19 protein-coding genes are annotated in these 25,918 nt (G+C 62.4%); 10 read left to right on the top strand and 9 right to left on the bottom strand.

Going from position 1 to position 25,918, the window contains the following annotated elements; all coding sequences use genetic code 11:
- Positions 1 to 14 precede the first annotated feature (14 nt).
- The 3 genes from ACR0MM_RS08310 (at position 15) to ACR0MM_RS08300 (ending at position 2,776) form a co-directional block, all read left to right on the top strand.
- Complete coding sequence (locus tag ACR0MM_RS08310; protein ID WP_480695560.1) at positions 15 to 1,109, top strand: Zn-dependent alcohol dehydrogenase; 1,095 nt, start codon at positions 15 to 17, stop codon at positions 1,107 to 1,109.
- 31 nt (positions 1,110 to 1,140) lie between these two features.
- Positions 1,141 to 2,373 (top strand): mandelate racemase/muconate lactonizing enzyme family protein, encoded by a 1,233-nt coding sequence (locus ACR0MM_RS08305; RefSeq protein WP_170405012.1) that lies wholly within the window; start codon positions 1,141 to 1,143, stop codon positions 2,371 to 2,373.
- A gap of 115 nt (positions 2,374 to 2,488) precedes the next feature.
- Complete coding sequence (locus tag ACR0MM_RS08300; protein WP_170340532.1) at positions 2,489 to 2,776, top strand: ArsR/SmtB family transcription factor; 288 nt, start codon at positions 2,489 to 2,491, stop codon at positions 2,774 to 2,776.
- A 5-nt stretch (positions 2,777 to 2,781) separates the two neighbouring features.
- Here ACR0MM_RS08300 and ACR0MM_RS08295 read toward each other — a convergent pair whose 3' ends face one another.
- Positions 2,782 to 5,778, bottom strand: a complete 2,997-nt coding sequence (locus tag ACR0MM_RS08295) for a cyclic nucleotide-binding domain-containing protein (RefSeq protein WP_480696010.1) — start codon at positions 5,776 to 5,778, stop codon at positions 2,782 to 2,784.
- 215 nt (positions 5,779 to 5,993) lie between these two features.
- Here ACR0MM_RS08295 and ACR0MM_RS08290 point away from each other — a divergent pair, with 215 nt between their 5' ends.
- Entirely contained in the window at positions 5,994 to 6,386 is a 393-nt protein-coding gene (locus ACR0MM_RS08290; RefSeq protein ID WP_093964572.1) for a DUF3307 domain-containing protein, read from the top strand.
- On the opposite strand, the gene ACR0MM_RS08285 is transcribed toward ACR0MM_RS08290, so the two are convergent.
- Positions 6,387 to 6,848 carry an Lrp/AsnC family transcriptional regulator gene (locus ACR0MM_RS08285; RefSeq protein ID WP_244952314.1) on the bottom strand — a complete coding sequence of 154 codons (462 nt, stop codon included), beginning with the start codon at positions 6,846 to 6,848 and terminating at the stop codon, positions 6,387 to 6,389.
- A gap of 139 nt (positions 6,849 to 6,987) precedes the next feature.
- On the opposite strand from ACR0MM_RS08285, the gene ACR0MM_RS08280 reads away from it, so the two are divergent.
- Positions 6,988 to 10,416 carry an indolepyruvate ferredoxin oxidoreductase family protein gene (locus ACR0MM_RS08280; protein WP_480695557.1) on the top strand — a complete coding sequence of 1,143 codons (3,429 nt, stop codon included), beginning with the start codon at positions 6,988 to 6,990 and terminating at the stop codon, positions 10,414 to 10,416.
- On the opposite strand, the gene ACR0MM_RS08275 is transcribed toward ACR0MM_RS08280, so the two are convergent.
- From ACR0MM_RS08275 to ACR0MM_RS08245, 7 genes are all read right to left on the bottom strand, one after another.
- Positions 10,404 to 11,135, bottom strand: coding sequence for a hypothetical protein (locus ACR0MM_RS08275; RefSeq protein WP_480695555.1), 732 nt, complete (start codon positions 11,133 to 11,135; stop codon positions 10,404 to 10,406). The two genes, ACR0MM_RS08280 and ACR0MM_RS08275, sit on opposite strands and share 13 nt — an antisense overlap.
- 54 nt (positions 11,136 to 11,189) lie before the next feature.
- Positions 11,190 to 12,494 (bottom strand): NAD(P)/FAD-dependent oxidoreductase, encoded by a 1,305-nt coding sequence (locus tag ACR0MM_RS08270; protein ID WP_480695553.1) that lies wholly within the window; start codon positions 12,492 to 12,494, stop codon positions 11,190 to 11,192.
- Positions 12,481 to 13,167 carry a TetR/AcrR family transcriptional regulator gene (locus tag ACR0MM_RS08265; protein WP_170340396.1) on the bottom strand — a complete coding sequence of 229 codons (687 nt, stop codon included), beginning with the start codon at positions 13,165 to 13,167 and terminating at the stop codon, positions 12,481 to 12,483. Before ACR0MM_RS08265 ends, ACR0MM_RS08270 begins: the two co-directional genes overlap by 14 nt.
- A 1-nt stretch (position 13,168) precedes the next feature.
- Positions 13,169 to 14,704 (bottom strand): trimethylamine methyltransferase family protein, encoded by a 1,536-nt coding sequence (locus tag ACR0MM_RS08260; RefSeq protein WP_480695551.1) that lies wholly within the window; start codon positions 14,702 to 14,704, stop codon positions 13,169 to 13,171.
- Between the two features lie 2 nt (positions 14,705 to 14,706).
- Positions 14,707 to 17,109 (bottom strand): GcvT family protein, encoded by a 2,403-nt coding sequence (locus ACR0MM_RS08255; RefSeq protein ID WP_480695549.1) that lies wholly within the window; start codon positions 17,107 to 17,109, stop codon positions 14,707 to 14,709.
- Positions 17,110 to 17,187: 78 nt separating this feature from the next.
- Complete coding sequence (locus ACR0MM_RS08250) at positions 17,188 to 17,817, bottom strand: glutathione S-transferase family protein (protein ID WP_480695547.1); 630 nt, start codon at positions 17,815 to 17,817, stop codon at positions 17,188 to 17,190.
- A gap of 91 nt (positions 17,818 to 17,908) precedes the next feature.
- Entirely contained in the window at positions 17,909 to 18,406 is a 498-nt protein-coding gene (locus ACR0MM_RS08245; protein WP_480695545.1) for a class I SAM-dependent methyltransferase, read from the bottom strand.
- Positions 18,407 to 18,637: 231 nt separating this feature from the next.
- Here ACR0MM_RS08245 and ACR0MM_RS08240 point away from each other — a divergent pair, with 231 nt between their 5' ends.
- Genes ACR0MM_RS08240 through ACR0MM_RS08220 form a run of 5 tightly spaced genes read left to right on the top strand, consistent with a single transcriptional unit; the run spans position 18,638 to position 25,855 of the window.
- Positions 18,638 to 20,410: an ABC transporter ATP-binding protein gene (locus ACR0MM_RS08240; RefSeq protein ID WP_480695543.1), complete on the top strand. Its 1,773-nt coding sequence runs from the start codon at positions 18,638 to 18,640 to the stop codon at positions 20,408 to 20,410.
- Positions 20,403 to 22,316 (top strand): ABC transporter substrate-binding protein, encoded by a 1,914-nt coding sequence (locus tag ACR0MM_RS08235; protein ID WP_480695541.1) that lies wholly within the window; start codon positions 20,403 to 20,405, stop codon positions 22,314 to 22,316. The genes ACR0MM_RS08240 and ACR0MM_RS08235 overlap by 8 nt, the downstream gene beginning before the upstream one ends.
- A gap of 13 nt (positions 22,317 to 22,329) precedes the next feature.
- Entirely contained in the window at positions 22,330 to 23,358 is a 1,029-nt protein-coding gene (locus ACR0MM_RS08230; RefSeq protein ID WP_093964561.1) for an ABC transporter permease, read from the top strand.
- A complete protein-coding gene (locus tag ACR0MM_RS08225; RefSeq protein ID WP_170365297.1) occupies positions 23,355 to 24,509 on the top strand; it encodes an ABC transporter permease in 1,155 nt (384 codons plus the stop codon). The genes ACR0MM_RS08230 and ACR0MM_RS08225 overlap by 4 nt, the downstream gene beginning before the upstream one ends.
- The gene (locus ACR0MM_RS08220; protein ID WP_480695539.1) at positions 24,506 to 25,855 is read left to right on the top strand and encodes a CoA transferase; all 1,350 of its coding nucleotides are present in this window, start codon (positions 24,506 to 24,508) and stop codon (positions 25,853 to 25,855) included. Before ACR0MM_RS08225 ends, ACR0MM_RS08220 begins: the two co-directional genes overlap by 4 nt.
- The last annotated feature ends 63 nt before the right edge of the window (positions 25,856 to 25,918 follow it).

Here is a 25,918-nt window from a genome sequence, read left to right as displayed (position 1 = left end):
CAAACGAGGGATCCATGCAGACCATCAAAGCCGCCGTATGCCGCGCCTTCAACGAACCGCTTGTCATCGAAGACATCCAGATCGCGCCGCCCGGCATGGGCGAGGTCGAAGTCACGCTGGATGCAGTGGCGATCTGCCACTCCGACATCACCTATGCCAGCGGAGCTTGGGGCGGGTTTCTGCCCGCCGTCTACGGGCACGAGGCTGCCGGTGTGGTCTCGGCCGTCGGAGAAGCCAGTGGAGGGTTCAAGGTTGGCGATGCGGTCGTGGTGACCCTGATCCGCGCCTGCGGGTCCTGCCCGTCCTGCGCCAGCGGCAAGCCGGTGATCTGCGAAACACCCTATGACACCGTCAAGGGCCCGCTGCGCACAGCTGACGGTGGGCCGCTGGAGCAGGCCATGGCCTGTGGTGCTTTTGCAGAAAAAGTCGTGGTCAGCCACCGCCAGATCGTCAGGATACCCGACGCGATGCCCAAGGACGTGGCCAGCCTGCTGTCCTGCGGGGTGATCACCGGTGTGGGGGCGGCGGTCAACGCCGCGCAGTTGCGCCCGGGTCAGGATGTCGTGGTCATCGGCGCTGGCGGGGTGGGTCTGAACGCCATCCAGGGCGCGCGGCTGGCAGGGGCCCGGAGGATCGTGGCCGTCGACATGACCGAGGAAAAGCTGGAAATTGCCAAGGAATTCGGAGCCACGCATGGGGTTCTGGCCACGCTGAAAGAACCGTGGAAGGCGGCCTACAAAGCTCTGGGCGGTCGCGGGGCCGATGCGGTTCTGATCACCGTCGGTGCGATCCCCGCCTATGATCAGGCGCCCCGCTATCTGGGTCGCGGTGGCAAGGCGGTGATGATCGGCATGCCGCATTCCGGCGCGCAATCCAGCTATGAGCCGGTCATTCTGGCGGCCCTGGGTCAGGGCATGGTCGGGTCGAAGATGGGCGACGTGGTGATCCAGCGCGACATTCCGTGGATGATCGATCTGTATGAACAGGGGCGGCTGAGGCTGGACGAGCTGATCTCGGGTCGCTGGACGCTGGAGCAGATCAACGAGGCCATCGAGGACACCAAGACCGGGTCGGCCAAGCGCAACGTCATCGTTTTCGACCGGGGCTGACGGCCCCGGACCACCGGCGGGAGGAGACCGGATGAAACTGCAGGATCTCGACATCATCGTGACCGCTCCGCCCGCGCCGGGCTGGGGCGGGCGCTATTGGATTCTGGTGAAAGTCACCACCGATACCGGCATCACGGGCTGGGGCGAGTGTTATGCCTCCTCGGTCGGTCCCGAGGCGATGAAACACGTCATCCGTGACGTCTTCGACCGCCACATGGCCGGCGAAAACCCCGAGAATATCGAGCTTATGTTCCGTCGCGCCTATTCAAGCGGCTTCACCCAGCGCCCCGACCTGACGGTGATGGGCGCCTTCTCGGGGCTGGAAATTGCGTGTTGGGACATTCTGGGCAAGGACCGGAACCGCCCGGTATACGCTCTGATCGGCGGCCGGATGAACGACCGCATCCGTGCCTACACCTATCTGTACCCGCTGCCGCAACACAATCTGACCGATTTCTGGACCTCGCCCGAACAGGCCGGGGAAAGCGCCGCCGAAATGGTCCGGCGCGGCTTCACCGCGGTCAAGTTCGACCCCGCCGGCCCCTACACGATGCGCGGCGGGCATATGCCCGCCATGTCCGACATCTCGATGTCGGTGGCCTTTTGCAAGGCGATCCGTGACGCCGTGGGCGACAAGGCCGACCTGCTGTTCGGCACCCATGGCCAGTTCAACACTGCAGGCGCCATCCGTCTTGGGCAGGCAATCGAGCCCTACTCGCCGCTGTGGTTCGAAGAACCCACCCCCCCGGACATGATCGAGGACATGGCCCGCGTCGCCCGCAGTGTCCGCATCCCCGTGGCCACGGGCGAGCGGATGACGACCAAGGCCGAGTTCGGCGCGGTTTTGCGCGCCGGCGCGGCCGAGATCCTGCAGCCCGCCCTGGGCCGGGCCGGTGGGATCTGGGAGATGAAGAAGGTCGCCGCCATGGCCGAGGTCTTCAACGCGCAGATGGCGCCGCATCTCTATGCCGGGCCGGTGGAATGGGCCGCTAACATCCATCTCGCGGCCTCGATCCCGAACCTTTTGCTGCTCGAGACCATCGAAACGCCATTTCATGACCAGCTGATAAAGGGCTCGATCCGGGTCGAGAACGGCTTTGTCGAGCCGCCTTCGGCCCCCGGCCTGGGCATCGAGGTCGACGAGGAACTGGCCCGTGCCCACCCCTATTCCGGCGACGGTCTGCACCTGCAGATGCAGGAAGGCCCCTGCGACTATGTCAACGGCAATGCGTTTCAGGGCGGGGCCCCGGCAACCGAGGGATGACAATTTCAGACAAGTTGGTGCATACTGCGTCCACCCCTTATTTCCATCCCCAAGGTACCACGTGACTTTCACTGACGCCGAATTGACGACCCCACAATCCGAATTGCCCTCGGAAATGGAGGAAAGCGCCGCGCAAGCTGCGGCTTTCCTCAAGACGCTGGCGCATCAGGGCCGCTTGATGATCCTGTGCCATCTCGCGGCTGGAGAACGCTCGGTGGGCGAGCTTGAAGCCTTGCTCAAGTTGCGCCAGGCCGCGGTCAGCCAGATGCTGGCGCGTCTGCGAACCGAAGGCCTGGTTTCAACCCGCCGAGAGGGCAAGACCATCTACTATTCGCTGCGCGACGGCAAAGCCAAGCAGGTGATCGAGTTGATGCATTCCCTGTTCTGTAGCCCGCAGGCCTGAACCTGTCAGCGTGATACGTAGCCTGCGATCACCTGCAACAGCTTGAACGCGGTCGCAGCATCGTTTTCTACCACGGCCAGGAACTCTTCCTCGCCGATTCGCAGACAGGTCAGATCGGTTTCGGCCACCATGCTGAGTGCGCGGGGCTCTTTGCGGATCAGGCCCAGTTCGCCCACCAGGGTGCCGCTGCCGACGCGGGTCACCAGCCGATCCTCCTCGGGCGGCTGCGGCAGGTACAGACCCGCTTCGCCGTCGATGATCATGTAGGCACCATCGGTCGGCTGGTCATCCTTGAGGAACACGACTTCGCCGGCCTTTGCCTCGTACCAGCGCGCACCAAAGGCGAGCAGCCGCAGCTGACGACGATCCAGCCCCGAAAACAGCGGTGTCTGTTCCAAAGCACGCAGCTTTCGCGTGAGGTCCGCCGAGGCTGCACTGTCACCTTCAACATCCGACGGAACCTGATCGGATACCACGCGCCCCTGTCGGATCTCGACAAACATGTCGAAAGCGCCGGGGTTCTTGAACTGTTCGTTCAGGTAGATGATCGTGGCGTCCGGAAGCAGCTCTCGCAGGTTTCGGAACACAGCCACCTGCGTGTCCATGCCATAACTCGCCAGCGCGTTTTCCAGTATCAGGATATCCGGCTTCTTGATCGTCGCGCGGGTAAAGGCCAAAGGCTCGGCCAGCGCGGCCGGCAGGTTCTGCCCGCCCAGCGCGACCGGTACATCGTAGATCAGCTCAACCACCAGCGGACGGGCTCCGTTTTCGGTCAGCACGTCTGCGATCACTTTCCGAACCTCGTCCGACCGCGCGCCCCCAATCTGGCTGACCTTGCCGAACAGCGCATTCTCCATAACCGTCAATCCGGGCGCAAAGGTGGCCGGGTCCAGCGGCTCGAACACGTCGTTCAGGCGCTCCATCAACTTGTCGGAATGGCTGTGCCGCAGTTCGAGGATGCGGTTCTTGAGCTCTTCGGAAAAGGCCGGCCCAATCTGTTCGGCCGAGATCACGAAAGGCACCGCCAGCAGGCTGGCCAACTGGTCATCGTCCAACCCCGATGCGCCGGTTTCCCGGGTCCTCTCTACCAGATCGACAGCGGCTTCGTAGGTGGCGGCCTCAAGACCCAGCTTGCGGAACAACGGGTGATCCGTCCCGTCCAGACCAAAGATCTGACGCAGCATTTCGATCACGTCACGTGTCAGGCCGACCAGTGTTTCATCCAGACCCAACTCGCGCAACTGCCCGAGGAAAACGGTCTGCCGGGCCAGCAACTCTTGAGTCACCTGCACGCGTGGCACAGCAAACAGCAGGTTTTCGGCAACGGGCAGCGCAGCGTTGTACGTCATGCGGTCGAAAATCAGGGCTTGCGACTCCAGACCGGCCTTTTTGACAGCGTCCTGCACCAAAGGCCGCAGCTCGATCAGCTTGGCAGCAAGGTCGGGGTGTTTTTCGGGATCGAAACCCAACTCGGCCCCGCGTTGGAACAAGGTGGGCCCGGAGCCCAGTCCGTCGATCAGCTTCAACCACCAATCGCGCAGCTGCTCGGCCGTTTCGAACCCTGCCAGGGAAGGGTCCAGCCAAGTGGCCCGGAAGGGATCGGGGCTGTTGCCCGCACGCAGCGTTTCAAGGTGGTCCGCGTCCTCCGGTGGAGCGGTCAGAGGCCTGAGCTGCATCGGCATCATCACGTTGCCGCCAACGGCTCCCTGGAACATCACCGGTCGCGATGTGGCATGACCGATCCGGGCCGCCACAACGGCCTGGTGCAGCGAGGACAGGTTAACACCCCCGATTTCGACCCGGCCCGAACTTGGCAGGATCTCCCGGGTCAATAGATCCGCCAGGGCCCGGCGGTCCTCTTCGCTGGGGGCCGCGATCCCTATGGTCTTGCCGGCAGGGAAGGTCAGGTTCAGATCATCCAGAACCTGATTGCCATCCAGATCACGCACCGAGACCTGCTCCAACTCGATCGGGCCATTCAGGTGCGGTCGGCTGTCGGGCTCGCCTTCGAACAGGGTTTCATCCAGCATGCCGCTCGGGGCGAACCGTTCGATGACCACCTCCCAGCGCAGAGACATGTCCTGTGTCTGGTTGTAGTAGGTCAGCAGCTCCTTCCAGGGCGAGCTGAGGTCCTTGTAGGCAGCGAGCGCGGCCACGAGAGCACCGAGCGAAACTGACCCTTGCAAAACCAGCAAACCACCGACCAGGTAGAACAGAAACGGAGTCAATTGAGAGATGAAGTTGTTGATGAACTTCATGAAGAATTTTTTCTGGTAGATCTCGAACCGGATACTGAACAGCCGGGACAGTTGATCTGAAATCAGCGCCCGGCGATGGCGCCAGCCGCCGTTCTGCCGCAGGGTTGCCGCGCCCGCTGCATTCTCGCCGATCTGAGCGGCCAGTACGCGAACCTCCTGGATCCGGCGCTTGTTCAACAGGTTGATCTGGCGCTGCAATCGCGGGATCAGCCAGGCCTGCAATGGGATCAGCGCGACAGCTGCCAACCCGAACCAGACGCTTTGCAGGAATAGAAAGGACAGGATTGTCAGCATCTGCCCCGCCTGAAGGACAGGCTGGCTGATCGCATCGCCCATCAGCCCGCCCATCGGCTCGCTTTCGGCGGTGATCATCGAGACCAGTTCGCCCTGACTGACGCGCTCGAAATAGGGTTGAGGAAACAAAAGTGCGCGGTTGATCAACTGGTATCTGAACCGGCGCAGCATTCGTTCGCTGAGAACGCCTTTCATCGTGTTGATGCGCATCTTCATCAAACCATGCGCCAACACCGCCGCCAAAAAGGCGAAGCACAAAATTACCAGAAACGTCGTCTGCGACAGACTGTATCCCCAGACATCCACGATCTCGCTGGAGGCGCCGATTGCGTCGTTGATGATGCGTTTGGGCAATTCAAGCGTCAGGTACAGCAGCGGGAACAAAGTTGCCGTCACGGCCAGCAGAACAAGCTGATCACGCTTGGAATACTTCCAAATAAATCCAAAAATTGAACGTTCTATGGCCCCTGCCCCTACTGGTGACCCGAAACTGTTTTGCAGCGATCCTGCCGCGGTCAAAGCAGCACGACGGTACTGCAATCGCGCTTGGATAGGCAAATGGTTTCCAAGGCGAAAACTATTTCGACTTGTGTGAACTAGTTCATTTGCGATCCTGTCTCATAGCCCTTAGTCTGAAGGTCAGGACGATATCGGGAGGGTAGTTTTTGCCTGCTACACTTGGCACTGTGTTGCTTCTGCTGTGTGCACTGCAGATCAAACACATGTTTGCCGATTTCTACCTTCAAACGCCCAAGATGCTGTCTGGGCGGGGGGAGTACCTGCATGTCGGGCGCGCACAGCATGCTGCGGTGCATGTTGTGGGTTCAGTCGTGGTTTTCCTGATATTCGGCGCGCCGCTTTCATTCATTTTGATCATCGGTGCGCTTGAGTGGATCGTGCATTTCAATATCGATTTCGCCAAAGCCAGCTATTCCGACAAGAAACAATTGCAACCTGATCAGGCCGCCTTTTGGCGGGCCGCCGGTTTGGATCAATGCCTGCACAACCTCACTTACATCGCGATGGCCTGGGCCTGGGTTGAATTCGTCGCGCGCTAGTCAGAACTCGACCGAACGATTGCGTTTGACCGCGCGCAGAACCACATTCGTCTGTGCACTTGCGACGGCCGGCAAACGAAACAGAAACCTCTCCAAAAAGACGTTGTAGGCGGCAAGATCGGGACACTGCACTCGCAGGTGATAGTCTGCCTGACCGGTCGTTGCGAAACATTCCTGAACTTCCTTGCAGGTTTCGATTGCCCGGATGAACTCCACGATCTTGTCGGGATCATGCCGCGTCAGATGCACATGTACGATCGCCTCGAACCCCAACCCCAGCGCGACCGGGTTCACAACTGCGCCGTAGCGTTCAATGATCCCGGCCTCTTCCAATGCGCGCACCCGTCTCCAAAGGGCCGAGGTCGACATACCGACCGCATCGGCAAGGTCCGCATTCGACACGCGGCTGTCCCTTTGTAGCAGGGTCAGAATCCGGCGATCCCTGTCGTCCAACTGCATCATTTGGTAAACCTTTTCGTCTTCTTAGCGTTTATCGGCAAATTTTTTCGAAATGATATCAAGCTTGCGGACCCATTGGCACAACATTTCGCAAATACCGAACTACAGTTGTTCAATCTCAAAGCCAATCCAGGTCCAAGCCATGAGCCGCCACGACAGCACTCTTCGCACTTATCAACTCACAGACCGGTACGAACAGACCGAGGGTCGCGTGTTCCTGACCGGCACGCAGGCGCTGGCGCGCATCCTGATGGATCAGGCGCGGCGCGACCGCGATGCAGGGCTGAACACGGGCGGGTTCGTCTCGGGCTATCGCGGCTCGCCCTTGGGCGGGCTGGACCTGGAGCTGTGGCGCGCGCGCGAACGGCTGAAATCCGACCGCATTACGTTTATGCCCGCCGTGAACGAAGATTTGGGCGCAACCGCCGTTCTGGGAGCGCAGCAGGCGACGCTGGACCCGCAGTGCGAATTCGAAGGCATCTTCTCGATGTGGTATGGCAAGGGGCCGGGCGTCGACCGCTCGGGCGATGCGCTGAAGCACGGCAATGCCTATGGCTCGGCGCCTAAGGGCGGCGTTCTGGTCGTGGCCGGTGACGACCACGGCTGCGTCAGTTCATCCATGCCGCACCAGTCCGACGTGGCCTTCATGGCATGGTTCATGCCCACGCTGAGCCCCGCTTCGGTCGAGGAGTATCTGGAATTCGGCGAATACGGCTTTGCGCTGTCGCGGTTTTCCGGCACCTGGGTCGGGTTCAAGGCGATCTCGGAAACCGTCGAAAGCGCCCGCTCGGTCGAGCTGCGCCCCGACCGGCAGTTCATCCTGCCCGAGATCGACCTGCCCCCGGGCGGCCTGCACGTGCGCGCCGCCGACCTGCCCTCGCCCGAGATCGAGACCCGCATCCAGCACAAGCTGCGCGCCGTGCGCGCCTTTGCCGAGGCCAACCCGATCGACCGGCGCATCTATGACATCGACCACGCCAAGTTCGGCTTCGTCACCACCGGAAAGGCGCATCTGGACCTGATGGAGGCGCTGCGCCTGCTGGGACTGGACGAGGCCGCCTGTCGCCGTCTGGGCATCGACATCTACAAGGTCGGCATGGTGTGGCCGCTGGCGCGGCGCAACGCGCTGCGCTTCGTGAAGGGCAAGGCCGAGGTGCTGGTGGTCGAAGAAAAGCGCGGCATCATCGAAAGCCAGTTCAAGGAATATTTCTATGACTGGCCCGGCGACAAGCCGCACAAGATGGTGGGCAAATACGACAGCCACGGCGAGCCGCTGATCCCCTGGACGGGTGAACTCAGCCCGCGGATGCTGGTGCCCATCGTGGCCGACCGCCTGCACCGGTTTTTCCCCGAAGAGGACCTGCCCGCCAAGGCCAAGGCGCTGACGGACCAGCCGCCGCAACTGATCAATGTGCCGGGCGCGACCCGCACGCCCTATTTCTGCTCGGGCTGCCCGCACAACACCTCGACCAAAGTGCCCGACGGCTCGATCGCGGCCAGTGGCATCGGCTGCCACGTCATGGCCTCGTGGATGGATCGCCACACCGTCGGCTATGCCCAGATGGGCGGCGAAGGCGTGCCGCATGTGGTGGCGTCCAAGTTCAACGGCGGCAAGCACATCTTCCAGAACCTCGGCGAGGGCACCTGGTATCACTCGGGCTCGCTGGCGATCCGTCAGGCGGTCGCGGCCGGGACCAACATCACCTACAAGATCCTCTACAACGACGCCGTGGCCATGACCGGCGGCCAGCCGGTGGACGGCCCGGTCAGCGTGGCCGGCATCGCCCAGACCTGCCGCGCCGAGGGCGTGGAACGTATTGCCATCGTGTCTGACGATATCTCGAAATTCCACCACGCGGATTTTCCGTCGGAAACCACGTTCCACGACCGCGCCGAACTGGACACCTTGCAACGCGAGTTGCGCGAGATCCCGGGCGTGACCGTTCTGATCTATGAACAGACCTGCGCCACCGAAAAACGCCGCCGCCGCAAGCGCGGCACGATGGAGGACCCCAAGCGGTTCGTCTGGATCAACGATCTGGTCTGCGAGGGCTGTGGCGACTGCTCGGTCGAGTCGAACTGCCTGAGCGTCGAGCCGCGCGAAACCCCGCTGGGCCGCAAGCGCAAGATCAATTTGAGCTCGTGCAACAAGGATTTCTCGTGCCTCAACGGATTCTGCCCCAGCTTCGTGACCATCGAAGGCGGCGAACGCCGCAAACGCATGGCAAAGCTGGATCTGGCAACACTCGAGGACGGGCTGCCCGACCCTGCCCTGCCCCGTCTGGACAAACCGTTCGAGCTGCTGGTCACCGGCGTCGGCGGCACGGGTGTGGTAACGGTGGGGGCGCTGATCACGATGGCGGCCCATCTCGAGGGGAAAGGCGCTTCGGTCCTGGATTTCACAGGCTTTGCACAGAAATTCGGAACCGTTCTCAGCTATATCCGTTTGGGCGACACTCCGAACGCATTGAACCAGGTCCGCATTGATCAGGGCGCGGCCGATGCGGTGATTGGTTGCGACGTTGTCGTCAGTTCGGCCCCCAAAGCCTCGGCGCATTACCGCAAGGGTACGCGCGTGGTCCTGAACCGGGCGGAAATGCCGACCGGCGACATTGTTCTGCGCCGCGACGCTCAGTTGCAGGTAAATGCCCGTGAACAGGCCATTCAGAACGTGGTCGGGGCGGAAAACCTGTTCGGTTTCGACGCCAATGCGGTGGCTGAAACCCTGTTGGGTGATGCGGTGTTTGCCAATGTGATCATGCTGGGTTTTGCGTGGCAGCACGGTCTTGTGCCGGTATCGCAAGTCGCGCTGGGTCAGGCGATTCTGCTGAACGGCGTCGCTGTCGAGAAGAACCGTCTGGCTTTTGCAATCGGGCGCAACATGGCGGTTCGTCCGGACGTTCTGGCGCTGCCTTCCGACGACGTTGGTTCAGCAGAAACTCTGGATCAGATGATTGCGCGCCGCACCGCCTACCTGACCGAGTATCAAAACGCGAAATACGCGCAGGCCTACGCCGATCGTATCGCCGCCCTCCGCTCGGCGCTGCCGCAGGCTGACGAGACCCTGCTGCGCAGCGTCGCTCGCAACCTGTTCCGCTTCATGGCCTACAAGGATGAGTTCGAAGTCGCGCGGCTGATGACTTCGGACCATTTCGCAAAGGATCTGGCCAACCAGTTCGAGGGCGATTTTGCGGTCCGCTTCCACATGGCTCCGCCCCTGCTGAGCCGCAAAACGGATGCCCGGGGCCGACCGCTGAAAAAGGCGTTCGGACCTTGGATGCAGCCGGTTCTGCGGGGCCTGTCAAAGATGCGGGCACTGCGCGGAACAGCTCTCAATCCGTTTGGCTATCATGCCGAAGCGCGCCTGCACCGCGATCTGCTGAATTGGTACCAGGGGCTGTTGGACCGCCTTGTGGCAGAGTACGGGGATCGGGATACCGAAACGTGGCAAAGCATCCTGTCCTGCGCTGACGAGATCCGCGGTTACGGCCCGGTTCGGATACAAGCGGCCGAGACCGCCAGACGAAAGGTCGATGACTTGTTGCGCGCGCCGCGCGCTCAGGCCGCCTGATCCAGCGCCGAGGCTTTGTAGGCCGCAAGCCAAGCCGCATCCAGCCGGTCGACAACGGCTGGATTGAACCGGTCTTCGACCTCCCAATACCGGCCGGATGGCACCATGTAGCCCGCCTCGTACTCGGCCTGCAGCAGAGCATCGACGTGTTCAGTGCGCGGCCGGGCCTCGGGGATCTTTTCGGTATGAGAGACGGACGGATAGACCAGCCGGCTGGGTCCAACGGACAACCGCACCACGTTGCAATCCTGACGCGCCGCCAGCAGCGCCAGCCGTGCCGATTTCGCCTCGAGCGAGCGCAGGGTGACGTCGGCGCGCAGGGGATCGGCCGTTCCCTGGCCGTAGAAATGCGTATTGCCCGAGCGCGGATAGACCATGTCGCAGCCAAAGAAGGCCATCACCGATGGTTTGAGAGCACCCAGCGCCCAGTACCCGGCGGTAAAGGCCATGGTGCCACCGGCATAGACGAAGCCGCCATACGCGTTCTGGATCGGAACATAATCCTGCGCCGTCACGATGCGTTGCGTCGCTGTCAGACAGTCGGGGCGGTTCTCGGCCGGAAAATCCTCGGGATGGATCAGGAAATCCCAATCTTCGCGGATGCGCCAGGCGTTGTTGATGACCACGATGTGAGTGAACGGCCCACGCGCCCATTCCCGTGCCGCCAGCGCTGCGGGCGCACTTCCCAAGATCAGAACTCTGGTGTCATTCTCCGCCATCGCGCCCGCCCTTTCTCAGTGTTTCCAGAGAGCTAGCGCATTTGTCCGGCTTGGCTAGCCAAGGACGGAAAAACTGCTTTCCTCGTTGATGGGTCGCTTGCGGGAGTAAAAGCCCGCGTCGATGGTGCGTTTGATATGGGGCAGCTCGAATTGCAGGGGCTGGGCGTCGTGATCCGCCCCGCCCTCGCAATACTCGACCAACGCGGCCATCATCTTGCCCGCGATCGGCGCGTTCTTGTACTGGTTCCCGCTGGTGCCGCAGGCCATGTAGAAGCCCGGCAGGCTGGATTTGTCATAGATCGGGATCCAGTCGGTCGAGGCGTCGTACAGATCGACCACTCCCCGCGTTCTGGACGGAATGCCCAGGCTGGGAACGCGCTGCGCGTATCGCATAGCCTGCGTCGTCCACTGGTCGGTGAAGTCGTGGTTGTAGTGCACATCGTCCTCGCACCACTGATGCGGGTCGCAGTCCGGGTCTTCCGAGCCGATCAGGATATGGTTGCCATGTTCCGGCCGGCAGTAGCAGGCGATATCGCCGTCCGATACGATGGTTCCCTGACGCTCGAAATCGAACCCTTCCGGCGCGGGAACGTGGACCACCTCCTGCCGCAGCGGGCGGGTTTCGATGGTCATGTCGTCCAGCACACCCGCCATGCGGTTGATGATCGACGATCCCGGCCCGGCCACGTTGATCACCACCGGCGCGTGAATCTTTTCGCCCGAGGCCAGCCGGACGCCTTTGACCTTGCCACCTTCCTGCAAGATTTCGACGACCTCGACCCCGGTCCGCACCTGCGCGCCGTGTCGCTTGGCAGCATCTAGAAGGTTCTGCGCCGACAGGGCCGGATCGGTGACATAGCCGGCCTTGGGCCAGAACACCGCCTCCTGCATCCTGCTGCCATTGGGCTGACCAAAAGCTGGATCGTCCATCCGTTTGGCCGGGGCAAAGCTGTCCAGTGTATAGATCGGCAGGCGGTCGAGAATCTGTTCAGCCGACCATTCCTCGAAGGGGCACTCCAACTCGGCGCTGTATTTCATGTGCTTCGACAGGTGGCCGTTGGCCTCAGTCTTCATGACCAGGCACCCGGTCTCGCGAAATTGCGCCAGATCGGCCCCGTCGGGCAGGCCCAGATAGTCGGGCCAGTCGCGCCAGTAGTGATAGCCCTCCCATGCGAAGGCGGTGCCGTCGAAGGTGGAATAATGCATCCGGATGATCGCGCAGGACCCGGCGGTCGAGCCATGCCCCACCTGCGCGTTGCGGTCCAGCGACAGGGTCTTCCAGCCGGCCTTGACCATCTCGAACGCGATCGCAGCGCCGATCACGCCGGTTCCGATGATGATTGCGTCAGGCTGGCTCATGATCCGATCCTCCTTCCCAGCAGCGCTTGGCATAGGCGCTGAATTCCTCGATTTCCGCGGGCCGCGGCTCGACCCCGGTAAAGACGTACAGGTAATGCGGCACCAGAGACAGGCGCGTCGCCAACGGCTCGTTCAACTGCGCCAGATCATAGCCGATCTGCATGTAGTACAGCACGCGCGCACGGGTTTCGGCCTCGACCGCCTCATAGCCATGTCGGGCGAACATGGCCCACAGCGCGGCCAGGCGGCGGGCATCGGACTGGTCCAGCATCCGCCGCACCTTGCCCGACCGCCGCGCCCAGTCGCGCACGGCAAAATCCAGCGCCGTGTCGAACAGGGCGGTGTTGACCACGCAGCGATGCACGTTGCAGACGGCAGCGGTGATGGTCTCGGCCGGCGCTTCGGCCTGCGCGATCAGGGCGGCGGTGTTGGTGGCCTGCCAGCGATCCAGCAGCGCGTCCAGCAGGTGCTGCCGGGATTTGAAGTACCAGTAGAAGGACGACCGCGACACCGCCATGCGCTCGGCCAGGTTCAGCACCTTGACCTGCTCGACCCCATCCGAGATCAGCACGTCCATCGCCACGTTCAACCAGTCGTCGCGCGTGACCTTGACGTTGCCGACCAGAGGCTCGGCCTTGGGGTCGTCACGGTGCAGGATCGGTTTGCTGTTCATATCAACTCTCCGGCGGCGCGCCGCCCTCGGCGGTTCGGCGGGCAATGAAATCACGCATTGCGTCCAGCCCCGGCTGGTCCTGCGCGGGTGGTTCGAAATTGTTCAGGATGTCACGCCAAACCGCAGTTGCCCGGTGGTTCGCATCGACCGATCCGCGTTCGGTCCAGGTGCCGAAATTGGCATAGTCATGCAGGTGCGGTTCGTAGAATTCGGTGGTGTAGCGCTCCATCGTCTGGCTGGCGGCAAAGAAATGGCTGCCGGGCTCGACCTCGCGCAACGCAGTGTCAAATCCGATCTCCGCCGAACCCGCCTGAGCCCCTGCGCACAGCTCGGCTACCATGTTCAGCACCTCGGCATCGCAGACCAGCTTTTCGAAGGACACGGTTAGCCCCCCTTCCAGCCACCCGGCCGAATGGATGATCACCGTGGCCCCCGCCATCAGACAACCCCACAGCCCGAACTGATTTTCATTGGCCGCCTGCACGTCATTGGCGTTCGAGGCCGACCCGGCCGCCGACCGCCACGGCAGGCCCAGATGGCGCGCCAGTTGCCCTGCCGCCAGCGAGGCCTGGAAATGCGAGGGCGTGCCAAAAGCCGGGGCGCCGGATTTCATGTCCACGTTGCTGGTGAAGGTGCCATAGCAGACCGGCGCGCCGGGTTTTGCCAGTTGGGTCAGCGTCAGAGCCGCCAGCGCCTCGGCATGGGACAGGGTGATCGCGCCCGCGACCGTGATCGGTGCCATCGCCCCCATCAGCGTGAATGGCGTGATGATCGACATCTGCCCGTAGCGGGCAAAGTCGATCAGCCCCTGCGCCATCGGAATGTCCAGCGTGCGCGGGCTGTTGGTGTTGATGATCGTGTAGCAATGCGGGTGGGCGTGGAACTCGTCGTCCGACAGACCCCGCGCGACGGCCAGCATCTGGAAACAGTCCATCACCTGCGGCGTCCCGCGCGAGAAGAAGAACGGGAACTTGTCGGTAAGTTCCATCTGCGCCTGCGTGGTGAAATAGTGGCGCAGATGGGTCGGCACGTCCTGCGGCTCGACCTGCGGCGAGATCATCTGGAACACGTCGAAATGATGGGTGAGCTTCAGGAATTCGAGGTAATCCTGCCCGCTGGCCGGGCGGCGGCCGCGTTCGAGATCGGTGGCATTGGGCGCCCCTGCGCCGGGCTGAAAGACAAGGCTCCCCAGCTCCAGCGTGAAGTCGCGATGCCGCGCCCCGGCCCTGCAGGCGATGGATTTCGGGGCCGAGGCCACCGCAGCCTCGACCAGATCGCGGCCGATGAACACCATCTGGCTGTCTTCATCCACCCGCGCGCCTGCAGCGGCAAAGAGACGCCGCGCCTCGGGCAGCAGGACCTTGACGCCCAGTTCCTCAAGCGTGCGCAGAGCGGTTTCGTGCATGTCGGCGATCTGGTCGGCGGGAAAGACCTCCATCACCGGAAACGGGTTGCGCAACTGTCGATAGTTCACATCGCGGCTGGCGGTCTCCGCGCCCCGGCCCCGGCGCCGGCCTTCTCTGCCCCGCGCCGCCACGATCAGCCCCGCATCGCCTTGCCTTCGGGGTCATAGGGCGACGGCGCGATCACCCGCGCGGGCCGCTCGACCCCGACCACATGCACCGACAGTTCGGTGCCCGGCTGCGCCTTGTCGCGGTCCACCAGCGCCATGGCCAGCGACTTGCCGATATAGTGGCCATACCCGCCCGAGGTCACGAAACCCACGCGCTGGTCGCCCGCCCAGACAGGTTCGTACCCGCTGGCGTCGGCATCCAACGCATCGACCTCGAGCGTCACCTGAACCTGCGCCGGGCCGTTACCTTCACGCTCGGCCAATGCCGCGTCCTTGCCGACGAAGTCCTTGTTCCAGTCGATCCAGCGGTCCATTCCGGTCATGCCGGGGGTGTAGGCCTGAGTGAACTCGGCCGACCAGATGCCAAAGCTTTTCTCAAGCCGCGTGGACAGCATCGCGTTGAAGCCGCATTCGCGTATGCCTTCGCTGGCCCCGGCCTCGAGCAGCGCGCGGCGCAGGGCGATGTGGTCGCCATAGCGGCAGTTGATCTCGTACCCTTTCTCGCCCGTGACCGACATGCGAGCCACCCGGGCGCGCACGAGGCCGATGTCATAGTCACTGCAGCCCATGAATTTCAGGGTTGAGATATCCTGTTCGGCCAGTTTCTCGACCACCACCTGTGATTTCGGGCCAACCACGGCAAAGCCGCAGGCCTCCTCGCCGAGGTCGCGCACCTGTACGCCATCGATCATGTGATCGTCGAACCAGCGCATGTGCCAGGCCCGCAGGTAATAGCTACCCATGATCCACCAGTTGCCATCGCCCCAGTTCAGAACCGTCAGGTCGCCCTTGAGCCGCCCGTTCTCGCCCAGCATCGGCGCCAGTTTCGCGCGGCCCGGTCCCGGCAGTTTCGAGGCCATCACCTTGTCGAGCCAGATTTCCGCATTGGGCCCCGAAACCTCGAACCGTGAGAACCCGGTGATGTCCATCAGGCCCACGCCTTCGCGGATGGTGCGGCATTCCTCGGCCACGATGTCGAAGGCGTTCGAGCGTTTCAGGGTTGGCGTTTCCTCGAACCCCTCGGGCGCGAAATAGAGCGGCACCTCGAGATCCCAGCTGACCCCCCATTTGCAACCCGCTTCGGTCATCGCGTCATGGGCCGGCGACATTTTCAACAGGCGTCCGGCGGGCAATTGCTCGTTCGGATAGGTCATCACGAAACGGCGTGAATAGAACTGGCCCGTCGTCTCGCGAATGTAGCGCTTGTTCTGGGCAAAGTCGCCATAGCGCGCCACGTCCATCGGCCAGGCGTCGGCCTCGGGCTCGCCATGGATCATCCATTCGGCCAGCGTCTTGCCGACGCCGCCGCCCTGCAGGAACCCGGCCATCACCGCGCAGGCGGTCCAATAGCCGCGCTTGCCCGGCACCGGACCGACCAGAGGGTTGCCGTCGGGCGAGAAGGTGAAGGCACCGTTCACCCATGTCTTGATGCCCACGTTCTGGATCGCCGGATAGCGTTCGAAGCCCAGCGTCAGTTCGTTCTCGATGCGGTCCAGCTGCTCCTGAAACAGCTCCTCGCCATAATTCCATGGCGCGCCGTCCATAGCCCAGTGTTCGTGATCGACCTCGTAGATGCCGACCAGAACACCCTTCTGGTCCTGCCGCATGTAGGTGAAGCCCTCGAGATCCACGGTCATCGGCATCTCGAAATCGGCCGCTGCGACCTCGGGCACCGTGTCGGTGATCAGGTAATGGTGCTTCAGTGGCGACACCGGCAGTTCGACCCCTGCCATGCGCCCCACCTGCTTGGCCCACAGGCCGGCGGCGTTGACCACATGCTCGCAGGTGATCGTTCCCCTGTCGGTCACCACCTGCCAGCCATCGGCGGTCTGGATCAGTTCCTCAACCTTGGTTTCCTCGTAGTATTCCGCCCCGCGCTTTTTTGCGGCACTGGCATAGGCCTGCACGGTGCCGGTGGTGTCGATGTAGCCCTCCCGGTCGGCCCACATCGCGCCCAGAATGCCGTCGGTGGACATGATCGGGCAGCGTTTCTGCGCCTCTTCCGGGCTCAGCAATTCGCAATCGTCGATGCCGATGGACTGGAAGATGCGGTAGTTCGCCTGCAACCACTCCCACCGTTCGGGGGTTCCGGCCAGCGTCAGGCCGCCGGTCATGTGCAGGCCGATAATCTGGCCCGATTCCTTCTCGATCTCGCTCAGCAAGTCGATCGTGTAGGCCTGCAGCGCCGCCATGTTCGGATCGGCGTTCAGCGCGTGGATGCCCCCCGCCGCGTGCCATGACGACCCCGAAGCCAGCCGCCGGCGTTCCAGCATAACCACATCCGGCCAGCCGAACTTGGCCAGATGATACAGAACCGAGGCGCCGACGACGCCACCCCCGATGACTACAACGCGATACTGCGATTTCATCCCGACCTCCCCTGGACGATTCCCAAAGGACGCTAGGGGCACTGTTCACTTCTGTCTAGACATTTCTGTACAGTGCTGTCAGGCGCTGGCGCTGGGTCGCGCCTGCACGCTGTCGAACCAGGCCCGGGTTGCCGTATTGCCCTCGGGGATGCGCATCTTGATGACGCGGGCGAAATCCACGAACACGAAGGTCGAGATATCGGCCAGCGAGAACGCCTCGCCCGCGATGAAGGGGCTGTCTTGCAGGCGCTCTTCGAGCAGGTCGAAGAACGCCCCGACGCGCGCGAGGCCGCGTTCGGCCAGTTCTGGGATCTGAGCATGGTTCTGCGGGCCGGGAATGGCGCGGTCCTTGAAGGCCGGATGCGTGTTGCGCAGCGCGTCGGCGATGGGCGCTCCGCCCTGTTGCTCGACGATCGCGTTCAACATCAGCACCAGCCCTTTCTCGTCCGGTGTCCGCCCCATCAAAGGGGGCTCGGGGAAGCGTGCCTCGAGATAGGCTGCGATGCCGAGGTTTTCGGTCAGAACGGTCCCCTCGTCGGTGACCAGAACCGGGATGGTGGCGCGGGGATTTACCTTTCGGAACTCCTCGCTCATTTGCTCGCCCTTGGCGATCGAGATGTCGCGGGTTTCGATCTGAAGCCCTTTTTCGGCGATGAACATGCGGGCACGGCGCGGGTTCGGGGCGGTCGAGCAATCATAAAACAGCATGGCGGTCCTTTGCGTGAACGTCACGCGAAGGTTAGACCGTCCGCCGTGCCGGGATCGAGTCCCCGCGCAAAGTGACCCTGCGGAACGCCGCTCAGCGCCGGTAGATAAAGCAGCGACCTGGAACCGCATCTGCGGGAAGGGTCTGCTCCGTGAGCGTCTCGAAATACATCCGGTCGCTCGAGACCATCAGCCCGCCCTCGGCCAGCAGCGGTTCGATCAGCGGTGAAACGAAGCGGGCGAAGGCATCGTTCTTTTCGCGGTTGTGACCGCCCAGATCGGCATGGATCAGGCTGGCGGTCGCGCCGAACCGATCCAGCGCGGCGGGCAGAGTCTCGCGCACGTCGCCTAGGATCAGACGATCTTCGGGCGGGGTGGAATCGGGGTGCGAGGCCACAGCGCGTTCGAACACATAGACGTGTCGGTTGCGGACCCGGTTCATCATGTGATGATAGGTGCGCCCGTTTCCCAGACCCAGTTCGAACACCGGACCGGCCAAATCGGCCGTGTCGGCAATCGCAAAATCCAGACATGCCCGCTGCGAGACCATGCGATCAATGAACAGATCCAGTCGGCTTTGCGCGTCGGACATTGCGAAATATCTCCCTGATACTTTAAAGACCACCGATCGCGGCCAATCGCGGCTTTGATGACAAAAACTCAAGACTTTGTGTAGGCACAATGCACTGTTCGTCACGTTTCCGCGACATTTCAGCCCAAGAAGGTATTTGACTAGTCGCCCCCAAGCGCGCGAAACTGCGACAAAAAAACCAGGGAGTTCAAAACCAATGTCACGTGGTGGCCACACGGGTGGAAAGCCCGCATGACGGCCTTGTTGTCTGTCCGAGACCTGAGCATCGGTTTCGGCGCCGGGGAGCCCGTCGTCAGAGATGTGAATTTCGATGTCGAGGCCGGGCAAACGCTGGCATTGGTCGGGGAATCCGGGTCGGGCAAGACGATCTCTTGCCGGGCGGTGCTGCGCATTCTGCCCAGGACAGCCCAGATCCGCAGTGGCGTAATGCAGCTGAACACTTCCAAGGGCAGCGTCGCGCTGTCCGAAATTTCCGAACGTGAGATGCGTGGCATCCGCGGCAATCGAATTTCGATGATCTTTCAAGAGCCTATGCGGTCGCTTTCTCCGTTGCACAAGATCGGCAACCAGGTCAGCGAGGTTCTGTGGCTCCATCGGGGCGCCTCCGAGTCTGAGGCTCGCAAGGAAGTGCTGTCGCAGTTCGAACGCGTGGGCTTTCCCGATCCGGCGCGTGCCTATGACTCGTATCCCTTCGAACTTTCGGGCGGGATGCGTCAACGCGCGATGATCGCGATGGCGATGGTGTCCAAACCGGAACTGCTGATTGCCGACGAACCGACAACTGCACTGGATGTGACGACCCAGGCTCAGGTGCTGGGCCTGATCAAGGATCTGCAGAAAGAAACTGGTATGGCGCTGGTTTTGGTGACGCATGACCTGGGCGTGGTCGCCAATATGGCCGAACACGTCGTCGTTATGCACAAAGGCCGGGTGATGGAGGCGGGTTCGGCCGAGCTGATCCTGAATGCTCCGGCCCATCCCTATACCCGCCAGCTGTTTGATGCGGCCCCCGAGATCCCGGACAAGGAAGCCGTGGGAATTCCGATGCCGGACGAGGATCTGATCCTCGATATGAAGGATGTGTGCAAGACCTACACGATGCGGTCGTCGCGCGGTTGGAAAGCGGGCAAGCTGATTTATGCCTGCCGGGGCGTCGACCTGAAACTGGCCCGCGGCAAGACGTTGGCCGTAGTCGGCGAAAGCGGATCGGGCAAGACCACCGCGGCCCGGATCGCGCTGGGGGCCGAGTTGCCAGACCCGGGCGGCGAAGTGCTTTTTCGCGCCGCGCCGGGCGAGGACCCGATACGCGTCCACCAGATGACCCGCGAGGAGCGCACGGCGTTTCAGCGCAAGGCTCAGATGGTGTTTCAGGATCCCTACAGTTCTCTGAGCCCGCGCATGCGCATTCAGGATGCGATGACCGAACCGCTGGAGATCCACAATATCGGTACGACGGCCGAGCGCCGCGACAAGGCCGCTGAGATGCTCGAACGCGTGGGATTGAACGCCGGGATGCTCAAGCGCTACCCCCACGCTTTTTCCGGCGGGCAACGCCAACGCCTGTCAATCGCCCGTGCGATGATGCTGGATCCGTCCCTGATCGTCTGCGACGAGCCGACATCGGCTTTGGACGTTTCGGTCCAGGAACAGATCCTGACCCTTCTGGAAAGACTGCAGGACAGTCTGAACCTGTCCTATCTTTTCATTTCTCACGATCTGGCCGTGGTCGCCCGTATCGCGGACGAGGTCGCGGTCATGCGCCAGGGGCTGGTCGTCGAACAGGCTCCACCCGAGACGTTGTTTTACAACCCGCGCCACCCCTACACCAAGGCACTGATTGCCGCACAACCCGAACCCGATATCAATCGTCCCATCGATCTGAAGCTGGTCGCCCTTGGCGCCGGGTCTCCGGACAGTTGGGATGACGCCTTTAGATTCTCTGACACCATGATACCTTCACTCGTGGAAATGGAGCCCGGCCATAAGGTACGTTGCCATGTTTAAGACCACTCGATTCAAGTTTCTGGTCGCCGCGCTGACGCTGGGCGCGGCGCTGCCCGCCTGGGCCGACACCCTTCCCGACCTGCAGGAAAGCACGTTCTGGAAAGCCGAGGTGGACATCGGAAACCTGCCCCCGGTGCAAGATCGCATCCCGCAGGAACCGCTGATCGTCGACCTGTCTTCGAAGGGGCGCGAATTCGGCAAACAAGGCGGAACCCTGCGCACGATGGTCACCCGGTCCAAGGATATCCGGCAGATGGTGGTCTATGGCTACGCCCGACTGGTGGGCTTCGATGCCCAGTACAATCTGGTCCCCGATCTGCTGGCGTCTTACGACAACGAAGAAAACCGCAAGTACACCCTGCACCTGCGCAAGGGACACAAATGGTCGGACGGCACACCGTTCACCTCGGAAGACTTCCGATACTGGTGGGAAGACGTGGCCAACAACGAGCTTCTCAGCCCGTCCGGCCCCCCAGATTTCCTGCGGGTTGAGGGCAAGCTCCCCACTGTCACGTTCCCGGACGAAACGACGGTGATCTATGAATGGGACGACCCGAACCCGAACTTTCTGGCCTCACTGGCGCAGGCGCGACCGCCATTCATCTACCGCCCTGCTGCGTTCCTGAAGCGTTATCATGAGAAATATGCCGACAAGGAAAAGCTGGACTTCGAGGTCAGTGACGCACGTGTCAAAAGCTGGGCTGCCCTGCACAACAAGTTGGACAACCTCTACAAGTACGACAATCACGAACTGCCCACTCTGCAGCCTTGGCTGAACGCCAGCTCGGGCAAGAAGATCCGGCACAATTTCGTCCGCAACCCATATTACCACCGCATCGATTCGAAGGGTTTGCAACTGCCATACATCGACGTAGTCGAGATGGAGATCGTGGCTCCCGGCCTGGTGGCGGCCAAGGCCAATGCCGGTGAGACCGACCTGCAGGGCCGTGGGCTTGATTTTCGGGATGCGTCGATCCTGAAAAAGGGCGAAGCCAACGGAAATTATAAGACGCTACTCTGGAAAACCGGTGTCGCGTCACAGATCGCGATCTACCCCAACCTGAATTTCGAAGACAAGGTCTGGCGCAATGTGCTGCGCGATGTCCGTGTCCGTCGCGCTCTTTCGCTGGCCATCGACCGGCAGACCATCAACCAAGCGCTGTACTTCAAATTGGCGCATCCGGCCGCCATGTCCGTTCTGCCTGCCTCGCCCTTCTACAGTGAAGAGAATGCGCAGGCCTGGGCGCAATACGACGTCGCACAGGCCAACGCCCTGCTGGACGAGGTCGGGCTGACGCAGCGCGACAAGAACGGCATACGCGTGTTGCCGGACGGCCGCCCCATGGAGCTGGTGATCGAGACGGCCGGGGAACGCCAAGAGGTCGAGAACGCGCTGCAGATCGTGACTGATACCTGGCGGGAAATCGGGGTGAAACTGGTCATGCGTCCGCTTGACCGCGACATCCTGCGCAACCGCGTATTCGCCGGCAATACGATGGCTTCGGTCTGGTATGGCTGGGATGATGGCATCCCGCAGCTGCATACGTCACCGGTTTACCTGGCCCCGACCGACCAGGTGTTTCTGGCCTGGCCAAAATGGGGGCAGCACTATCAAACCGGCGGCGAAGCCGGCGAGCCGCCCGACCTGCCCGAAGCCCAGCGCTTGCTGGAGTTGAACCACATCTGGGAACTTGCAAAAACCGAGGATGAACGCCGGGCGGTCTGGGAGGAGATGTTGAAGATACACGCCGACCAGATCTATGGCATCGGAATTCTGAACGGGGCGCCCCAGCCGATCGTGGTTTCAAACCGTCTGCGCAATGTGCCCGAACAGGCCATGTGGGCGTGGGAACCCGGCGCGCATTTCGGAGTGCACCGCCCAGACGAATTCTTTCTCGCCGACTGACAGGAGCGGATAGATGATCATGCTCCGCTACGCGGTGTATCGCTTTTTCACGATGCTGCTGACCCTGTTGGTGGTATCGATGCTGATCTTCGTGATCATCAACCTGCCGCCGGGAGATTACCTCAGCAACCAGATTGCCGAACTGCAAGCTTCGGGGCAGTCGGCCGGTGTGGCCAAGGCGGAATTCCTGCGAAAGGAATACGCTCTGGACCGCCCGATGTGGGAACAATACCTGATCTGGGTCGGCTTCTTTCCCGGCCCTCATGGGTTTGAGGGGTTGCTGCAGGGCAACTACGGCTGGTCCTTTGAATTCGATCGTCCGGTGGCCGACATCGTCGGGGACACGCTGTGGCTGACCGTGGTCGTGAACCTTGCCGCGATCCTGTTCGTCTATGCCGTGGCCTTGCCTCTGGGCGTAATGGCGGCGGCCAAATCGCGGACCTGGGTGGACTATTCGACCGCCTTCGTGGGGTATCTGGGATTGGCGACGCCCAACTTTCTGCTGGCGCTCATCCTGTTCTACTACGGTCACCGTTACCTCGATTTGCCCATCGGCGGGTTGATGGACCCGGTGTACGAGGGGCAACCCATGAGCTGGGACAAGATGAAGTCCATCTTGGTTCATCTGATCGTGCCCACATTCGTGATCGGCACCTCGGGCGCCTCGGCCATGATGCAGCGCCTGCGCGCCAACATGCTGGACGAATTGGGCAAGCCTTATGTTGAAACCGCTATTGCCAAGGGCATGTCACCGTCGCGGATGCTGACCAAATACCCGCTGCGCGTCGCCTTCAACCCCTTCGTGGCCGACATCGGCAACCTGCTGCCCTCGATGGTGTCGGGATCGGTTTTGGTTTCGGTGGTGCTGGGTTTGCAGACCATCGGCCCCACGCTGCTGACGGCGCTTAAGACACAGGACCAGTTCCTGTCGGCCTTCATTCTGATGTTCGTGGCGCTGCTGACGCTGATCGGCACCATGATCTCCGACATTCTGCTGGTCATGCTTGACCCGCGTATCCGGTACGAGGGGCGCGAAGCATGAGCAAACTTCCCGACGGCCGCTTTGTCGACGACGCCCCGTTCGATCCCGAAGCATCTTTGCAGCAATTGGAGCGCAGGGATCTGGACGCCCCGAATTGGGTTCTGGTCTGGCGCAAATTCAAGACACACCGGCTGGGTCTGATATCGGGCATTTTCCTGCTGCTTTGCTACCTGATGCTCCCGTTTGCAGGGTTCATCGCGCCTTATGGCCCGAACGAACGAAATGGCGAACATCTCTACGCACCGCCCCAATCGGTGAACTGGTTCCACCAGGGCGAGTTCATCGGGCCGTTCGTTTACCCGATCGTGGCCGAGGCCGACCTCGAGACGTTCCAATGGAAATTCGTCCCTGACACCGAGGATCCGCGACCCGTGCGGTTCTTTTGCGAGGCATCCGAGTACAAGCTGGCCGGGCTCATCCGGTCAAACACGCATCTGTTCTGCGCACCAGAAGGCACGACACTGTTCCTCTGGGGCTCGGACCGGCTGGGCCGCGATATCTTCAGCCGCATCCTATACGGCGCACAGCTTTCGCTGACCGTGGGCCTGATCGGCATTTCGGTCTCATTCTTCCTTGGCATCCTGTTCGGGTCTATGGCCGGCTACTTCGGCGGACGGATCGACTGGGTCATCAACCGCGTGATCGAAATCCTGCGGTCTTTGCCCGAACTCCCCCTGTGGCTGGCACTATCGGCGGCGGTGCCGTCGAACTGGTCGCCGGTTGCGGTGTTCTTCATCATCTCGATCATCCTCGGCATCCTCGACTGGCCCGGGCTGGCCCGATCCGTGCGCGCCAAATTCCTGTCGCTGCGCGAAGAAGAATATGTGCGCGCCGCCGAGATGATGGGCGCCAGTTCCGGCCGGGTAATCCGCAAGCACCTGTTGCCGAACTTCATGTCTCACCTGATTGCCTCGGCCACGCTGTCGATCCCCGCCATGATTCTGGGGGAAACGGCGCTCAGCTTCCTTGGCTTGGGCCTACGGGCACCGGCGGTCAGCTGGGGCGTGATGCTGAACGACGCGCAAAACCTCGCTTCGATCGAGATCTATCCGTGGACGGCCATCCCGATGCTGCCGATCATCGTGGTGGTGCTGGCCTTCAATTTCCTGGGTGACGGGCTGCGCGACAGTCTGGACCCATATCAGCAATGAGCCTGTTGGCTTCGCTTCCACCGTCCGAGGCCTATCAGGTCGCCGGCTCCGGTGCGCTTCCCAGCGCATTTGCCGTGTCCGAGCTGGCAACAGCCAGCTTTGCAGCCGTGGGCCACGAGCTTGGACGGTTCATGCAGGCCACCAACCTTGTCTCGCTCCCACCCAAAGCAATGGTCGATCACCGCCTCGCGTCGCTGTGGTTCGGATACTCGTTCAAGCCCGAAGGCTGGGATATGCCAAGCCTCTGGGATCCGATCGCGGGCGACTATCGGGGGGCCGATGGCTGGATCAGGTTGCACACCAACCTCCCCCACCATAGGGAAGCGGCCCTCAGGGTTTTGGCGGCCGAGGGTGATCGTACGGCGGTGACGCAAGCCATCAAGAGCTGGTCGGTCTCGAACCTTGAAACGGATATCGTGGCGCAGGGTGGTGTTGCCGCCGCCATGCGCAGCCGGGCCGAGTGGCTTGACCACCCGCAAGGCCGCGCCGTGACGCGGGATCCGTTGATCGGCTGGCACGGCCCACGCCGGATCACCCTGCGCGACAGGCCACAGGCGCGCGCGGATCGGCCTTTGGCCGGGCTTCGGGTTCTCGACATGACGCGCGTGCTGGCCGGCCCGGTTTCCACCCGCACGCTGGCCGGGTTCGGAGCCGAAGTGCTGCGCATCGACGCACCGGGTTGGGATGAGCCGGGCGTGATCCCCGATATCTCGCTCGGCAAGCGCTGCGCGTATCTGGACCTCAAGACACCCGCTGGCCTAGAAAAGCTGCAAGAGCTGCTTGCGCAAGCGGATGTCTTTGTCCATGGCTACCGACCCGGTGCGCTGGATGCTCTGGGCCTGACAAAAGAGGTGCGCGATACGGTCGCTCCAAACCGGGTCGAGGTCACGCTGGATGCCTATGGTTGGCAGGGGCCCTGGGCCACCCGTCGCGGATTTGACAGCCTCGTCCAGATGAGCGCGGGAATCGCTGACGCCGGCCGCGTTTGGGCCGGAGCGGACAAACCCACCCCGCTGCCAGTTCAGGCACTTGACCATGCCACCGGCTATTTGATGGCCGCCGCTGTCCTCTCGGCCCTGACAGAAGCGGCTTTGGGGCATTCGATCATGGATGGGCGCCTGTCGCTAGCGCGCACCGCCGAGTTGCTGGCCAGTCTCGCGAAATCCGAGACAGGCGACCCGTTCACCGCTGCCGCACCCGGGGACTACGCATCCCGATCAGAAGAGTCCGGCTGGGGCCCCGGCAAACGGCTGAAACCCGCGCTGAGCGTCGGTGAGGCACGGATGCACTGGCCGATCCCGGCATCCCGGCTCGGCACGTCCGATCCCACGTGGCAAACGACCTGAATTAAGGCCCAACCGCCGCGCGGAACGCGCGGCCCTGCCCAACGCTTGGAACGGCGGCGCACC

This window comes from Ruegeria sp. BC6 (genome assembly GCF_056539185.1).
The sequence above is the reverse complement of the archived record's forward strand: the minus strand, read 5'-3'. Positions and strand labels throughout refer to the sequence as shown.

Excerpts from the sequence above, each read along its gene's own strand:
- ACR0MM_RS08310 (WP_480695560.1), top strand. The coding sequence starts at position 15 with ATGCAGACCATCAAAGCCGCCGTATGCCGCGCCTTCAACGAACCGCTT.
- ACR0MM_RS08305 (WP_170405012.1), top strand. The coding sequence starts at position 1,141 with ATGAAACTGCAGGATCTCGACATCATCGTGACCGCTCCGCCCGCGCCG.
- ACR0MM_RS08300 (WP_170340532.1), top strand. The coding sequence starts at position 2,489 with ATGGAGGAAAGCGCCGCGCAAGCTGCGGCTTTCCTCAAGACGCTGGCG.
- ACR0MM_RS08285 (WP_244952314.1), bottom strand. The coding sequence starts at position 6,848 with ATGATGCAGTTGGACGACAGGGATCGCCGGATTCTGACCCTGCTACAA.
- ACR0MM_RS08280 (WP_480695557.1), top strand. The coding sequence starts at position 6,988 with ATGAGCCGCCACGACAGCACTCTTCGCACTTATCAACTCACAGACCGG.
- ACR0MM_RS08275 (WP_480695555.1), bottom strand. The coding sequence starts at position 11,135 with ATGGCGGAGAATGACACCAGAGTTCTGATCTTGGGAAGTGCGCCCGCA.
- ACR0MM_RS08270 (WP_480695553.1), bottom strand. The coding sequence starts at position 12,494 with ATGAGCCAGCCTGACGCAATCATCATCGGAACCGGCGTGATCGGCGCT.
- ACR0MM_RS08265 (WP_170340396.1), bottom strand. The coding sequence starts at position 13,167 with ATGAACAGCAAACCGATCCTGCACCGTGACGACCCCAAGGCCGAGCCT.
- ACR0MM_RS08255 (WP_480695549.1), bottom strand. The coding sequence starts at position 17,109 with ATGAAATCGCAGTATCGCGTTGTAGTCATCGGGGGTGGCGTCGTCGGC.
- ACR0MM_RS08250 (WP_480695547.1), bottom strand. The coding sequence starts at position 17,817 with ATGCTGTTTTATGATTGCTCGACCGCCCCGAACCCGCGCCGTGCCCGC.
- ACR0MM_RS08245 (WP_480695545.1), bottom strand. The coding sequence starts at position 18,406 with ATGTCCGACGCGCAAAGCCGACTGGATCTGTTCATTGATCGCATGGTC.
- ACR0MM_RS08240 (WP_480695543.1), top strand. The coding sequence starts at position 18,638 with ATGACGGCCTTGTTGTCTGTCCGAGACCTGAGCATCGGTTTCGGCGCC.
- ACR0MM_RS08235 (WP_480695541.1), top strand. The coding sequence starts at position 20,403 with ATGTTTAAGACCACTCGATTCAAGTTTCTGGTCGCCGCGCTGACGCTG.
- ACR0MM_RS08230 (WP_093964561.1), top strand. The coding sequence starts at position 22,330 with ATGATCATGCTCCGCTACGCGGTGTATCGCTTTTTCACGATGCTGCTG.
- ACR0MM_RS08225 (WP_170365297.1), top strand. The coding sequence starts at position 23,355 with ATGAGCAAACTTCCCGACGGCCGCTTTGTCGACGACGCCCCGTTCGAT.
- ACR0MM_RS08220 (WP_480695539.1), top strand. The coding sequence starts at position 24,506 with ATGAGCCTGTTGGCTTCGCTTCCACCGTCCGAGGCCTATCAGGTCGCC.